15 protein-coding genes are annotated in these 14,047 nt (G+C 33.4%); 8 read left to right on the top strand and 7 right to left on the bottom strand.

The annotated features are described in order from the left end of the window. Positions 1 to 116: 116 nt before the first annotated feature. Positions 117 to 1,538 (bottom strand): polyphosphate--AMP phosphotransferase, encoded by a 1,422-nt coding sequence (locus HMPREF2864_RS09930; protein ID WP_002478581.1) that lies wholly within the window; start codon positions 1,536 to 1,538, stop codon positions 117 to 119. A gap of 143 nt (positions 1,539 to 1,681) precedes the next feature. Here HMPREF2864_RS09930 and HMPREF2864_RS09935 point away from each other — a divergent pair, with 143 nt between their 5' ends. Then, positions 1,682 to 2,038: a DUF488 domain-containing protein gene (locus HMPREF2864_RS09935; RefSeq protein WP_002460512.1), complete on the top strand. Its 357-nt coding sequence runs from the start codon at positions 1,682 to 1,684 to the stop codon at positions 2,036 to 2,038. Positions 2,039 to 2,073: 35 nt separating this feature from the next. Here HMPREF2864_RS09935 and HMPREF2864_RS09940 read toward each other — a convergent pair whose 3' ends face one another. The 3 genes from HMPREF2864_RS09940 to HMPREF2864_RS09950 all read right to left on the bottom strand — a co-directional run bounded on the left by HMPREF2864_RS09940 (position 2,074) and on the right by HMPREF2864_RS09950 (position 5,704). Then, positions 2,074 to 3,129, bottom strand: a complete 1,056-nt coding sequence (locus HMPREF2864_RS09940) for a PTS sugar transporter subunit IIC (RefSeq protein ID WP_070545542.1) — start codon at positions 3,127 to 3,129, stop codon at positions 2,074 to 2,076. Between the two features lie 502 nt (positions 3,130 to 3,631). Further along, a complete protein-coding gene (locus tag HMPREF2864_RS09945; RefSeq protein ID WP_037543308.1) occupies positions 3,632 to 5,002 on the bottom strand; it encodes an amino acid permease in 1,371 nt (456 codons plus the stop codon). Between the two features lie 78 nt (positions 5,003 to 5,080). Continuing rightward, positions 5,081 to 5,704 (bottom strand): TetR/AcrR family transcriptional regulator, encoded by a 624-nt coding sequence (locus tag HMPREF2864_RS09950; protein WP_002460516.1) that lies wholly within the window; start codon positions 5,702 to 5,704, stop codon positions 5,081 to 5,083. 138 nt (positions 5,705 to 5,842) lie between these two features. Between HMPREF2864_RS09950 and HMPREF2864_RS09955 the strand changes: the two genes are divergently transcribed. The 3 genes from HMPREF2864_RS09955 (at position 5,843) to HMPREF2864_RS09965 (ending at position 8,606) form a co-directional block, all read left to right on the top strand. Further along, entirely contained in the window at positions 5,843 to 7,360 is a 1,518-nt protein-coding gene (locus tag HMPREF2864_RS09955) for an MDR family MFS transporter (RefSeq protein ID WP_070545544.1), read from the top strand. Next, on the top strand, positions 7,361 to 8,101 hold the full coding sequence (locus tag HMPREF2864_RS09960) for a DUF4811 domain-containing protein (protein WP_070572210.1): 741 nt from the start codon (positions 7,361 to 7,363) through the stop codon (positions 8,099 to 8,101). A gap of 262 nt (positions 8,102 to 8,363) precedes the next feature. Further along, positions 8,364 to 8,606, top strand: coding sequence for a DUF896 domain-containing protein (locus HMPREF2864_RS09965; protein WP_002460520.1), 243 nt, complete (start codon positions 8,364 to 8,366; stop codon positions 8,604 to 8,606). 459 nt (positions 8,607 to 9,065) lie between these two features. Here HMPREF2864_RS09965 and HMPREF2864_RS09970 read toward each other — a convergent pair whose 3' ends face one another. The 3 genes from HMPREF2864_RS09970 to HMPREF2864_RS09980 are packed head-to-tail and all read right to left on the bottom strand — an operon-like array spanning position 9,066 to position 10,597. Beyond that, a complete protein-coding gene (locus HMPREF2864_RS09970; protein ID WP_002478576.1) occupies positions 9,066 to 9,443 on the bottom strand; it encodes a VOC family protein in 378 nt (125 codons plus the stop codon). 24 nt (positions 9,444 to 9,467) lie between these two features. Continuing rightward, positions 9,468 to 10,286 (bottom strand): NmrA/HSCARG family protein, encoded by an 819-nt coding sequence (locus tag HMPREF2864_RS09975; protein ID WP_002478575.1) that lies wholly within the window; start codon positions 10,284 to 10,286, stop codon positions 9,468 to 9,470. An 11-nt stretch (positions 10,287 to 10,297) separates the two neighbouring features. Next, positions 10,298 to 10,597: a DUF2316 family protein gene (locus HMPREF2864_RS09980; RefSeq protein ID WP_070545549.1), complete on the bottom strand. Its 300-nt coding sequence runs from the start codon at positions 10,595 to 10,597 to the stop codon at positions 10,298 to 10,300. A gap of 129 nt (positions 10,598 to 10,726) precedes the next feature. Here HMPREF2864_RS09980 and HMPREF2864_RS09985 point away from each other — a divergent pair, with 129 nt between their 5' ends. Genes HMPREF2864_RS09985 through HMPREF2864_RS10000 form a run of 4 tightly spaced genes read left to right on the top strand, consistent with a single transcriptional unit; the run spans position 10,727 to position 13,903 of the window. After that, positions 10,727 to 11,284 (top strand): TetR/AcrR family transcriptional regulator, encoded by a 558-nt coding sequence (locus HMPREF2864_RS09985; RefSeq protein ID WP_002460526.1) that lies wholly within the window; start codon positions 10,727 to 10,729, stop codon positions 11,282 to 11,284. Further along, positions 11,284 to 11,988, top strand: a complete 705-nt coding sequence (locus HMPREF2864_RS09990; protein ID WP_002478573.1) for an SDR family NAD(P)-dependent oxidoreductase — start codon at positions 11,284 to 11,286, stop codon at positions 11,986 to 11,988. The genes HMPREF2864_RS09985 and HMPREF2864_RS09990 overlap by 1 nt, the downstream gene beginning before the upstream one ends. 31 nt (positions 11,989 to 12,019) lie before the next feature. Then, on the top strand, positions 12,020 to 13,021 hold the full coding sequence (locus HMPREF2864_RS09995; RefSeq protein WP_037545752.1) for an amidohydrolase family protein: 1,002 nt from the start codon (positions 12,020 to 12,022) through the stop codon (positions 13,019 to 13,021). Between the two features lie 45 nt (positions 13,022 to 13,066). Then, complete coding sequence (locus tag HMPREF2864_RS10000) at positions 13,067 to 13,903, top strand: alpha/beta fold hydrolase (RefSeq protein ID WP_002460529.1); 837 nt, start codon at positions 13,067 to 13,069, stop codon at positions 13,901 to 13,903. The last annotated feature ends 144 nt before the right edge of the window (positions 13,904 to 14,047 follow it).

Genomic DNA, 14,047 nt, shown 5'->3' on the forward strand with positions numbered 1-14,047 from the left:
GGTTGACTAGGATTGAAAAAGCTTGGTATAAGCGAATTTTTAGTCCAGTCAACTACTGACAATATAGAGTTCACAACTTAAAACATAATGATGTCCCAGTCTCCTATAACTTTATATCAATGTTTAACTCCCCAAAGTGCGTGTTCACATTGTTGAATAATATATTGCATTACTTTCAATCTAGATGTTTTCTTATGATCTGCTGGAATAACATACCATGGTGCATGGTCTGTATCCGTGCGTTTAATCATGTCCACACTCGCTTCTAAGTACAGATCCCATTTGTCACGGTTACGCCAATCTTCACTGGTAATTTTCCACTGTTTGTTCACGTTATTCTCTCTATCTTTGAATCGTTTAAGTTGTTCTTTTTTATCCAAAGTCAAGAAAAATTTAAGTACAATAGCACCCTCATCCGTCCACATCTTTTCAAAAGCATTGATTTCATCATAAGCGCGTTGCCATTCCTTCGTTGTTGCAAAGCCTTCTACACGTTCAACAAGTACCCTACCATACCAACTGCGGTCAAACATTTCAATATGCCCTGTACGAGGCATTTCTTTAGCAAAACGCCATAAATAATGATGTTGTAGCTCTACGTCTGTAGGTGCACTTATACCATTAACCTCATATCCTGTAGGATCTAACTTTTCTCTAATTCTTTTGATATTTCCCCCTTTTCCTGCAGCATCCATACCTTCAAATACTAATATCAAAGGAATTTTTCTATCATATAAAGCAAATTGTAGTTCACGTAATCGTTTTTGTAAGTCAACAACTTGCGATTTATATTCTTTTTTAGACACTTTATCAAGTGTTTGATTAAAAAAGTCTGTCGTATAATCTGATGTAAATAACCCGTCATAATTGTGCGATTGTCGTTGATGTTTCTTAATTGCCTTTTCTAAACGTTTAATAATATGCTCATACATCTTCTCTATAGCATGTTGACGCTCTGTATAATCAATCACTTTCCAATCTTTATCTCGTTCAATAAAACCATGCATATCTCTTAAATAAATATCACTATCTAGAACTTTCTCATATTCTTGTACTTTCCATTGCATTAATGGATTATTATTCGTTTGTCGAATATGTTCTTGGCGTTTCTCTTCATTTATTTCAATAAAAAACTTAATGATTTCATAATGATCTTGTATAAGCATCTTTTCAAAAGAATGAATTTGAGATTCTAACACTTCATAGTTAGGGTATTGTAATGATTTAATAGCATTTTCTCTATAATCTAAATAATGTGAATACCAGCTACGGAAGTAAACATTAATACCCCCTTTTTTCGGTAAGCTATTCCAATATTTTTGTAGAAATTGATATCTCAAGTCATTTTCTTTTGGAGATTGTGTTGTAATAAAGCGTGTATATTTAGCGTCAAAATTTAATAATAGTTCATTTGATAAACGTGTCTTTCCTGATGCTGGAACACCTTCAAATAATATCATCACTGGAATACCTAATTCATGAGTTTGTCGCGTTAATTTCGCAGCTTTCAGTGCAAGTGTTTCGATATTTTTGACCATGTGTGTCATCCTTTACTTATTAAATATTAATGCACAGGCATGCATTATTTGTTACTTATTACTATACGCTATCTGTCAGCGTTTTTACATATGCTTTATAACATCTATTTCAGGGAACATATGTAATATGGAGGAGATTTACTATGACTGTTAAAATTGCACGTATTTATGATGATTCTATCCCAGAGGGTAAAAGAATTCTTGTCGATAGAGTGTGGCCTCGAGGCATCTCCAAAGCACACGCACAACTTGATGAATGGTTGAAAGACATTGCTCCTAGTACAGCATTACGACAATGGTTTAATCATCAAGATGACTTATTTAAGCAATTTAAAGAAAAATATAAAAAAGAGTTACAAGATAATGATGAACAAGCACAGGCGTTTAATAAGCTTAAACATATAATAGAAGAAAGTCATCAAGATGTCATCCTGCTCTATGCCGCAAAAAATACCAAATATAATCAAGCCATAGTACTACAAGAACTATGTACAAAATAAAAGTCACAGAACTCTCGGAGCCTGTGACTTTAACTTTATCCTAGGAATTTAAAGATATTTGAATCATATAACTTCAATACTCTTCTAAATAGAATATCTAAAGCATATGCAACTGCTAATGGAACAATAAAGAAAGCTAAAACAATCAAACCTAAACTAATCCATGCAGAATCAACATGTAAGAATTTGAAAGCACTGATAGGTCCTATCATACCGATAAAACCAAATCCTGCAGATTCTTTTGTTCCGGCAATACCAATCAAACTTCCTACAACACCTGATATTGCAGCATTCACTAATATAGGAAGCATGATAATTGGATAACGAACCATATTTGGCATCATCATTTTGACATCACCAAAGAAGATTGAAATCGGTACAGCAACACGATTCACTCTACTTGTGCCTATAAGTAATACTGCTTCTGTCGCAGAGATACCTATTGATGCCGAACCTGCTGCAAGTCCTGTGATACCAATCGCTATCGCAATGGCTACCGTTGATAATGGCGAAATGATAATGAAACTAAATACCATCGAAATCAACATACACATTAATATAGGTTGTAATTCGGTAAAGCTGTTTACCATATCACCAATAGCTGTAGTAATTAAATGTACATAAGGTAATATTAATACCCCAACAAATGCTGATAAACCACCAACAACTGTTGGATAAACGATTAATGCCATACTGCCAACACGTTTTTCTATTAATAAAATAAATAAAACTGTAATTGCAGCCGTAATCATTGTATTGATTAAATCACCAATGCCGGCAATAACCCAAACGCCATGTTTAAATTGTGCGGCACCGCTACCAACGTATGAGGCACTTGCTACAACAGCAATTGCTAAAGGTGTCATATTAAATTTCAATGCGATTAACGCACCTATTAAAGCTGGTACAGTAAACTGAAGTGCTTGCACCACATGTAATAATATGGCAAATATTGGCGAATACTGCATTAAATATTTTAAAATCTCACCTAAAATGGCATTGGGCACTAAACCAACGACGATCCCAATGGCTACCCCGGATAGTACTCTAAAGGTGAAATATTTTACTCCTATCTTTCTAATTGTTGTCATAAAATTACCTCCTGCTGTGTCTCTGACACATCTCTATATGTTGTATTGTCATTCATGCTGATGAATTCTATATATTTAGCAGTTCACCAATGTTTTAAATGATAAAATTATAATAACACATGTTCTGAATTTTCAGAATATTAAATTTAAAAATTTTCAAAATAGACATAAACAGTGCCAAATTTATGCATTTATATACCAGAATTTTTATCAAGATAACGTAATCATCAATTATAAGAGGAACGTCGTCTTGTTATGAAATACATGGCATATTATTGCTAAAAAATAGGGAACGTGACAGAATTCATTATGAATTCGTAGTCCCGCTCCCTTCTTTATTTACAATGCTACGTATTGTTGGTTCGCTTGCTAATAGAACAGTTTTAGCCACCCAACTTATTTCGCTTGTGGAATTTCTTGTAGAAATTCTCTTTGTTGGGGCCCCGGTATTCTAATCTTTCAAGTGTCTTGCTAAAGTATGTTTTATTAATATTTGACTTTATTAGGATTGTATTCCTGATTTTTTTGTCTCTTTGCGATAGCGTAGATACATTAAGCATAAGATGCCCAACCAAACTGGGGATAATAAAACTGCCCAACGTGTTGTGTTGCTAATAAGTAGAACGATAAAAATAAATGCGAAAAATATGAGTATTCCAGTAGCCATAAATTTTCCGCCTGGCATTTTATAATTACTTTGCTTATGCAACTCTGGGTTATGCTTTAAGAAACCTAAATAAGACATCACTATAATCGCCCATATAATAATATTTAAAATCGTAGAGAATGTCGTAATTGACACAAACACTTTAGTCGCATCTTTATAAATATAATTTAAAATAACAGAGATGCTAAGCAAGCCACATGTAATGAGGATGGCATAATATGGCACACCATTACGATTCGTCTTATGTAAAAATGGTGGTGCCTGTTTGCGTCCAGATAAGCCAAACATCGTTCTACTATTTGCAAATATTCCGCTATTACAAGATGATGCAGCGGCTGTTAATACAACAAAATTTATGATTCCTGCAGCAAAAGGTATACCAACCAAACCAAATACCTTAACATAAGGGCTATCTGCCGGGTTAAGTTTATCCCAAGGAACAACCGCCATAATCACTGCTAACGAGCCAATATAAAATAATAATATTCTAAGTGGCACATTATTAATCGCTTGTGGAATCGTTTTATGTGGATTTTGTGTTTCTCCCGCAGTAATACCAATCAATTCAATACCAATGAATGAAAAGATTGCCATTTGGAATGACATAAAGAAACCAGAGGCACCATTAGGAAAGAAACCACCATGACTCCAAATATGTGTCACGTTAGCTGTACCATATGGCGTTTTAAAAGCGAAAACCACCATTACAATTCCAACAGTAATCAAGGCAACAATGGTTACCACTTTAATAATAGCTAACCAAAATTCCAGCTCACCAAACAACTTAGCGCTGAATAAATTTAATGTTACAAGTATTAAAATCGTAAAAGCAGCAGTAATCCAGTTTGGAATTTGTGGATACCAGAATTGTACATACTTTGCTACTGCAGTTACTTCGGCCATTCCCGAGATGATCCACGTAAACCAATACGTCCACCCCACCATAAAGCCAGCTAGTGGACCAAGATGATGATGTGCAATATCAGCAAACGATTTAAAACCTAAATTCGACAGTAGCATTTCTCCCATTGCTCTCATAAACATAAATAATACAAAACCTACAACAGTGTATGTTAATAATATTGATGGTCCTGCTAGGTGAACCGATTCACCTGATCCCAAGAATAAACCTGTTCCAATTGCCCCACCAATTGCAATTAATTGAATATGCCTATTACTTAACTCTCTCTGAAGCTTATCAGCCATGATTTCCCTCTTCTCCATCCCCTAAATTATGAACTATGTAATTAGTGTCATAATAATTGTTGGTATCATAGCATAGCTCTAATTTTCACTCTTTTTAATTTTTATTTGAGCACTTTTTAATTCCTTTACATTTATATTCAATGCATTGATTAAACCTTGATGATAAACTGCTGTAATCATTTGAGCAATTTCTTCTTCACTTACTTTATCTTTATATTGCGCCCAATATTCAAAAGTTTGAATAATTATAGCTATCAGATACTCCTTTCCTAACTCTAACCTAACATTCGAACTTTGAAACATTTTATTTAAGAAATCGAGTCGCTGTGACACAATTTTTCTAATCTTCATTTTAAAACTCAAAACCCCTACATTTGTTAAAAGTACTCTTAATACTTCACTATAGCGATCTAAAGCGTTGAATAATTTAATTATATTATCAGTGTCGAAAATTTCAGTTTTGTCGTCCATCAAGAACTCGACCTCCCTTTCATTTCTAATAAATTGAAGGATTTGATCTTCGATTTCAGAGAGTAATTCATATTTATCATCGTAATATCTATAGAAAGTACTTCTAGTAACATATGCCTCTGAGACAATGTCATTAACTGTAATTTCCTCAAAATTTTGCTGTCCCAATAACTTTATCAGTGCCTCTTTAAGTAAACGTTGCGTTTGTTCTATTTTTCTATTATATGCCATAGTCTCATCCTTTCTTTATATTCAATATAATACATTTTAAGACGCAGTGTGTCATTTTATACAATATAGTTTATTTTGTTCTCCTTTTTCTCTAAAAAAGTTGTTACATTAATCCAGTAACTTTAAAGGAGGAATATTATGTCAGAGAATATTAATACTCAATTTGATTTAGATGAACACGGTAAATCTTATAGTAAATTTATGGTGATGTTTGTTATATTACTTGCGACGTTTGCGGGAGCTTTAATGCAAACGTCACTAGGGACAGCATTACCAACATTAATGAAGGATTTTGATATAGATTTTAGTACGGCACAACAAGCTACTACATGGTTCCTATTAGCTAACGGTATCATGGTCCCTTTGTCAGCCTACTTAGCTACGCGTTTTTCAACTAAGTGGTTACATGTCATTGCATATGCCATTCTCTTAGTAGGCTTAATTCTAACTGCGATTGCACCTTCCAACAGTGATTCATGGAACATATTTTTAACTGGTCGCATTGTTACTGCAATTGCCGTTGGTTTGATGTTACCTTTAATGCAAATCATTATTATTAATATGTTCCCACCTAATAAACGTGGTGGTGCTATGGGTCTTAGTGGTTTAGCAGTTGGTTTAGCTCCAGCACTTGGTCCCACATTTGCAGGTTGGATTTTAAATAAAGACCACGTTATTTTAGGTCTAACAATTAGTGACTCTTGGCGTAATATCTTTGTTTTTCCAATCATCATTGTCGCCATTGCCTTTATATTAAGTTTCTTTTTTATGAAAGATGTAATCCCAAATAGAAAGATTAAATTAGACATATTATCACTGATTTTATCTTGTATAGGATTTGGGCTATTTTTATGGGGATTTTCCAATGTTTCGACAGAGGGATGGCGTAGTTTCAATTATGTAATTTTACCGCTCATTTTAAGCTTGATTATCATCGCTTGGTTTGGTTTCAGACAGTTTAAATTGGATGACCCATTTTTAGATTTACGTGTTTTTAAATCTTCAGGTTTTGTAATTGCAACAATTGGCCTTATTGTAGTCACAATGGCAATGTATGGCGTGGAAATGATGTTGCCTACGTACCTACAAAATATTCATGGTTTTTCACCATTTGAATCTGGTTTGACCTTACTTGCTGGTGCCTTAATGTTAGGTTTTATCTCACCAATTTCAGGCTCACTTTATAATGAAATAGGTATCAAGCGTCTGACATTTGTAGGATTTTTAATTTTAACATTAGCATCTTTACCGTTTGGCTTCTTATCAGATACCACTTTACCTTCACTTATATTAGTGCTCTACTCTATTAGAATGTTTGGCGTGGCATTAATGATGATGCCTTTAACAACAAATGCTATGGATGCTTTACCGACAAAAATGGGTACACATGGTACTGCTGCAAATAACACTGCAAGACAAGTGGCATCTTCAATTGCCGTTGCATTACTTACATCTATAACACAAAACATAATCAACAATAATATGCCAACAAAAAGTTTAAAAGATGCTAATCCACTTCAATATGCTGCACATGCTCAACAAGCCTCTATTGATGGTTTTAATACATCATTTTTAATTGGTATTGCGTTTGCAGTGATTGGTTTAATCATCGTACCTTTCTTAAAAATGTATCATTCAGAAAGTGAGGAAAAATAAATGATTACATTAATTATCTTAACAATAGCTCTATTCGCATCATGGTTACTCATTCCTCAAAAGTTAAGTCGCTATATCATTGGTTCAATAGTTACTTTCCTATTTGTTGTTCAAATCATAGGTATTGTAGCGAATATGACACATCATTTTGGTATGCAAAAAGAAACGATTCACGAATCGGAAAAACGTATTTATTCAGCTGCGAATTCAAAATCACCAGCACAGATGCTTATAGCAAATGAAATTGGAAACAATTCTAACAATTATGTCATGGTATATAAAGATAACAAAGATGATACTAAAGCTACGGCTCATTTTAAACCAAAGACTACAAAAGAAGATATATCTGAATCTACTAAAAAACAGGCTTATTATGAAACATCTAATGACGATAATGCTACGTTAAAAAATACAAAAGAATATTGGGTATGGAAAAATAAATACTATCGCTATTTATTTGATTTTGGTAAAGAAGATAAAGAACTTATTAAAGAAACATCAGTTGTGACTGTTCCAGATGATACGTGGGTAGTACTTAATGCACAAGAAGCTAAAAAATTACAAAAACAACAATCAAAACTAACTAAGAATTCTCAAAAAAAGGCTAAAGAAGCTATTCAAAATAAAATAATCACATATAAAAAAGCACATCCAAAAGCATCCGATAAAACAATAAAAGCTATTGCAGAGAAGGAACAAAAACGGTATATTACACAACAAATTAAAGATATGATGAAATAAAATCGATAAGCTTGAATTTTGACAACGCTCCACTTTCAGATGATAATTTAGTATAAAGTTATTTTTGACAAGGGAGGTGCTAAATGTGCCTACAACCAAAGTTGATCCACGTATTTTACGTACTAAAAAGTTGCTAGTAGAATCTTTTCAACAAGTGTCTCGCGAGAAAAAGATGTCTCAAATCACTGTAAAAGATATTACCGAACGTGCAACGGTAAATCGTGCCACATTTTACAACACATACAAATTAGGAGGACAAATAATGAACAATTTATTAGAAAGAATTAATCAATTAGCAAACAAAGAAAAAATACAAACACTTAGTATAGAAGAAAAACAAGAGCAACAAGCTTTAAGACAAGATTATTTAGCCATGATTAGAGGACAAGTCCTTCATACATTTTCTACTATGAAAGTTCTAGACCCTCTTGGCCAAGATGTTACACCTGATAAAGTATATGATCTCAGAGAACAATACGGTAATATTCAAGAAAATGAATCATAGGGAATGAATAATCTATAGCAAACCTAATATAATAAAATACAAACTGAGACATAACTCTTAAGATGATGGGAGCGTGACAGAATTTATTATGAATTCGTAGTACCGCTCCCATTTTTATATTCAACACTACATATTTTACTTTCATGTTCCTAGGGATGGCGTCTCAGATGTATCACTATAAATACGTCGCATTTATATGTAATTTCACATCAACATACTTTTAAAAAATAAGGCCCTTTCGTATCATTTAATAAATATCACTAAACTAAATGAACGAGGTGCCTTATGTATAAAAGCTATCATATGATTCAATTTAAACTACCAAAACTACTAATAGAAGCTTTAATTTTAATCCGTTACATCAACAATCTATACTGCTTTTATTTTATCGCATATATACATCATCACTTTAATGATCTATAAATTACTGTTTAAACTTTACTCTATACATTCTTTTTGTTAACAAACTAAGAAATTATATTTATGACCATCTGGATCTGCAAACATTGCACCATAATAACCTTGATAGAAACCTGGTTTATCAATGATAGTCCCACCTGCTTGTTCAACCTTTTGTACTAATACATCTACTTCACTATTTGTCTTGACACCAAGAGAAATAATAACTTCATTAGGTTGCGCTAAAGTTTTATCATGAGTGATATTTTCGAAATGATTATTTTCAATCAGAATAACAATCGTTTCACCAATTGAAATACCTACCATCTTATCTAACATATCTGGATTTTTATTAATTTTAAATCCTAAATTTTCATAAAATTGCTCACTACGTTTTAAGTCTTTTACATGTAAATTAAACCACATTGATTGCATCATATACTTCACCTCATTTTTAAAATTTTAAAATCCAGCTTTATCTATCCACTGTTGTAATGATAATTGTTGTGGATTTATATTCTCCATTTGATTGAAATCAATTTCGTACCCTTTGTCTTCTAACCATTCTCGTTCAGCTGTACCACTTGAATATGAACCCTTAATTTGTGCTGGCTTCCCAGTCACTGTTGCAAATGTTTTAACAACTTCTTCTAATGTTCGTTCATCTGAAGCAATCTCGATAGCACGGTGATTAAACTGTTTTGTATTTTTAAAAATATGTGCTGCAATTTTTGCAATATCAATAGAAGAAATCATCGCAAATTTAACAGCTTTATTTATAAATTCTGGAATGTAAATGACTCCATCTTCTACAGTGATAATTCTCAAGAAATTATCCATAAAGAAAGCTGGCTTAATAATTGTATAATTTAATGGACTGTTTTGAAGTTCATTTTCAATCTGTGCTAATGCTTCAAAATGAGGGCCCGTACGATTACGATTCACACCGCCAGCTGTACTATAAATAATATGTTCAATACCTTGTTGATAAGCTGTATTAATTATCATTTTACCTTGGCGTATTTCTTCAGTCACATTATCGAGTATAATTGGCTGCACACTATAGACACCAAATTGATCTTCCATCGCTTGTTTTAAGCTATCTAGGTTCCCCAAATCCCCTTCAAAAATTTCTAAGTTTTTATGTTTAATTGTAGTAAGTTTGTCATTTTGTTTATTGCGTGTATAAGCACGGACTTGCCAGCCCTCATGTAATAATTGTTTGACTACAGCATTCCCTTGTTTACCTGTAGCTCCAATAACTAAAATACTTTTCTTCATCACTTATCTCCCTACTGTAAGAACCAGTAATCTTCTTTTTTACCTTTTAAATATGAATATGCTTTTGGCTCGTTACCATTTTGTCTTATATTTTCATTTATTAAATCACGCACATCCCAAACTAAGTGAATAAATGTATGTAATTTATTTCCAAAAATACCATTAGGTGCATGCATATCTAATACATTTCTTACTTCAGCTGTAGAAATATTTAATGTCTGTGCAAGTGCTTCAATAGTTAGTGTTGATTGATGAAAATGTGCTTTAAGTTCTGCGCTCGTCACGCGTCTTTGTTCTTTATTTAATGACAATACTCATCACCCTTTTCTAAAATTCAATGCGTTTAAACCTAAATTATTGAACTTCTAATTAATACGCTTTATAATAAACGGAGCGTTATCCGTTTGTCAATAATAAAAATTTTTAATGAGGTGACATGATTGCGTAAAGATGCACTTAAAAATCGACAGCGTATAGAATCCAAGGCACTTGAATTATTTAATGCAGAAGGTGTTGAACATATCAGTATGAATCGCATTGCTAAAGAATTAAATATCGGTATGGGCACACTCTATCGCCATTTCAAAGATAAAGGTGATTTATGTTATCACATCATTGAACATGATTTTGATGATATTATGCAAGATATGTTAACCATTAAACAACAATACACGTCAGCACGTGATATTATGCAATATTCACTTGATATATTTTTAGCTTTTAAAACGGATAAAAGTGATTTACTCAATTGTATTGAAGGCAACGACAACACTAAATTATTCCGTGATAGTAACTTTTTCAAAAATTTGAATCAATTTTACTTTGAATTATTTTATGATTACAACGATACATCATGGGCTATATTCAAAACAGACATGTTTTTAAAATCATTAACAACCACAACGTTTGAATTTCAAAAATCTGAACGACAATTATCGAACGAAACATTTCGCGATAACTTAATTAAATTATATTTACCTAACGAGGTGACAAAATAATGGAAAGAATTGTATTAATCACTGGCGGCAATAAAGGATTAGGTTTTGAAACAGCGAAAGTTTTACAACAAAAAGGCTACAACGTGTATATAGGTTCACGCGATGCTGAACGTGGACGACAAGCTGCAGATGAACTCGGTGTCAAGTACGTCCAACTTGATGTTACAGATGATATTTCCATTCAACAAGCATATCTTCAAATTCAAGATAGAGAAGGACGCCTAGATATTTTAATCAACAATGCTGGAATTTCAGGTGGCTTCAAAAAACCTGCAGATTTGACTGTTAATGACGTGCAACAAGTCTACAATACAAATGTCTTTGGCATTGTACGTATGATGCATACTTTTATCCCACTCCTTGAAAAGTCAGAACAACCTGTCGTAGTCAATGTTAGCAGCGGTTTAGGTTCATTTGGTATGGTAACCAATCCAAACACACAAGAATCAAAAGTGAACTCCTTAGCATATTGTTCATCTAAATCTGCGGTGACAATGATAACATTGCAATATGCAAAAGGCCTTCCACATATACAAATTAACGCAGCAGATCCTGGCTCAACGAATACTGATTTGGTGGGAGACTTTAGTAACAATGCAAAACCTGCTTCAGAAGGGATTATTCCTATCGTAAAACTTGCAACAATTGATAAAGATGGTCCAACTGGTACATTTATCGATAGCAACGGCTCAATGCCCTGGTAGTATTAATCATTTTTTATAGGAGGCTTTTAAATTGAAAAGCATTAATTTTGAAGAACATTATGTTATTGAGGATATTCAACAAGAAACAATGAAATATATGTCACCAGATCCAAATGGTGTACCGCTAAAAACGATGCTTGAAGGACTTGCACTAAAATCGGGTTTCACAGATGCCGATAAACTGTCTTATCACGATAAACGCATTGGTTTTATGGATAAACATGATGTTCAAATGCAAGTTTTATCGTATGGCAATGGTTCACCTTCAAATTTACAAGGAGAACGTGCTATTGAGTTATGTCAACAAGCAAATGATACCCTAGCAGATTATATTAAACAATATCCTGAGCGTTTTGTTGGCTTTGCAACATTACCGATTAATGAACCTGAAGCAGCAATTGAAGAACTTAAACGTTGTATAACAGAACTTGGCTTTAAAGGTGCGCTTATAATGGGACACCCTAATGGCGGATTCTTAGATCAAGATGCGTACGAAGGTTTGTTCGCTGCAGCAGAAGAATTAAATGCACCGATATACCTACACCCTTCACCTGTACAAAGTGATGTTTATCAAGCTTACTACAAAGGAAACTATCCAGAGGTCACTGCAGCAACATTTGCATGTTTCGGATATGGCTGGCATGTAGATGTAGGTATTCATGCCATTCATCTTGTACTATCTGGCATATTTGACCGATATCCTAATTTAAATATCATTATCGGGCATTGGGGAGAGTTTATTCCTTTCTTTTTAGAACGCATGGATACCATACTAGTTGCTGAGCATTTGGCACATCCGATTAGCTATTATTTTAAAAACAATTTCTATATTACACCAAGCGGTATGCTAACTAAACCACAATTTGATTTAGTCAAAGCTGAATTAGGTGTAGACAGAATACTCTATTCAGCGGACTATCCATATGTTGAACCTGAAGAATTAGGTACTTTTTTAAGTGATTTAGGTTTAACTAAAGAAGAACAAGAGAAAATTAGTTATACAAATGGTGCTAAATTATTAGGCATAGAATAATTTATATTAGATATAAAACTATAGATTAATTTGGAGGGTTTATATATGGAAACATTAAAATTACAAGGTGCTAAATTACGCTATCATAAAGTGGGCAACGGTCCTTTACTTATTTTGATACCTGGTGCAAATGGTACAGGTGATATCTTTATGCCACTCGCGCAACAGTTAAAAGGTACTTTCACAATAGTGGCTGTTGATCGTCGTGGTTATGGAGAAAGTGAATTGACAGAACCTCTACCTGATGAAGCAATTAATCCTAATAGTCGCTACCGTATTAAACGCGACGCACAAGATATTGCCGAATTAGCAAAATCACTTAGTAATGAACCCGTCTACATTTTAGGTTCAAGTTCCGGTTCAATTGTTGCCATGCATGTGTTAAAAGATTACCCTGACATCGTTAAACGTATTGCATTTCACGAGCCTCCTATTAACACCTTCTTACCAGATGCTAAATATTGGCAAGATAAAAATGCTGAAATCATTGATGTTGCAATAAATGAAGGCATGCCTCAAGCGATGAAATTATTTGGTGAAACGCTGCATATTAGCCAATTAGATGCTGAATATATGTCTAAACCTGCACAATCATCAGATGATGCTGAAAGCAAAAAAGTATTCGAACAAATGATGAATTGGTTTAAATATGAAATACGACAATATACAGAATCCGATATTTCTATTGAAGATTTCAGCAAACATAAAGAACTCATTACATTATTAAATGGCACTGATTCAAAAGGTTCATTCCCTCAAGACGTAAACTTCTATATTTCTAAACATACCGGAATCGACATCATTGATATTCCAGGTGGTCATTTAGGTTACGCACAAAAAACTGAAGGCTTTGCGAATGTCTTACGTGAAATGTGGGGCTAAGCACGGCTATAATAGCCCAGTGTTTAAATTATGAAACAGACTAAGTTTTCATTCTTGAAAATATACTAAGATAAAAATCTGAGACAAAAATATCTCTGATAAGTTAAAAAAGGGAGCGGGACAGAATTCATTATGAATTCTTAG

The sequence above is a fragment of the Staphylococcus sp. HMSC059F04 genome, assembly GCF_001812565.1.
Taxonomy (GTDB): Bacteria; Bacillota; Bacilli; order Staphylococcales; family Staphylococcaceae; genus Staphylococcus; species Staphylococcus lugdunensis.

Coding starts and splice junctions, on each gene's coding strand:
- HMPREF2864_RS09930 (WP_002478581.1), bottom strand. CDS start 1,538: ATGGTCAAAAATATCGAAACACTTGCACTGAAAGCTGCGAAATTAACG.
- HMPREF2864_RS09935 (WP_002460512.1), top strand. CDS start 1,682: ATGACTGTTAAAATTGCACGTATTTATGATGATTCTATCCCAGAGGGT.
- HMPREF2864_RS09940 (WP_070545542.1), bottom strand. CDS start 3,129: ATGACAACAATTAGAAAGATAGGAGTAAAATATTTCACCTTTAGAGTA.
- HMPREF2864_RS09945 (WP_037543308.1), bottom strand. CDS start 5,002: ATGGCTGATAAGCTTCAGAGAGAGTTAAGTAATAGGCATATTCAATTA.
- HMPREF2864_RS09950 (WP_002460516.1), bottom strand. CDS start 5,704: ATGGCATATAATAGAAAAATAGAACAAACGCAACGTTTACTTAAAGAG.
- HMPREF2864_RS09955 (WP_070545544.1), top strand. CDS start 5,843: ATGTCAGAGAATATTAATACTCAATTTGATTTAGATGAACACGGTAAA.
- HMPREF2864_RS09960 (WP_070572210.1), top strand. CDS start 7,361: ATGATTACATTAATTATCTTAACAATAGCTCTATTCGCATCATGGTTA.
- HMPREF2864_RS09965 (WP_002460520.1), top strand. CDS start 8,364: ATGAACAATTTATTAGAAAGAATTAATCAATTAGCAAACAAAGAAAAA.
- HMPREF2864_RS09970 (WP_002478576.1), bottom strand. CDS start 9,443: ATGATGCAATCAATGTGGTTTAATTTACATGTAAAAGACTTAAAACGT.
- HMPREF2864_RS09975 (WP_002478575.1), bottom strand. CDS start 10,286: ATGAAGAAAAGTATTTTAGTTATTGGAGCTACAGGTAAACAAGGGAAT.
- HMPREF2864_RS09990 (WP_002478573.1), top strand. CDS start 11,284: ATGGAAAGAATTGTATTAATCACTGGCGGCAATAAAGGATTAGGTTTT.
- HMPREF2864_RS10000 (WP_002460529.1), top strand. CDS start 13,067: ATGGAAACATTAAAATTACAAGGTGCTAAATTACGCTATCATAAAGTG.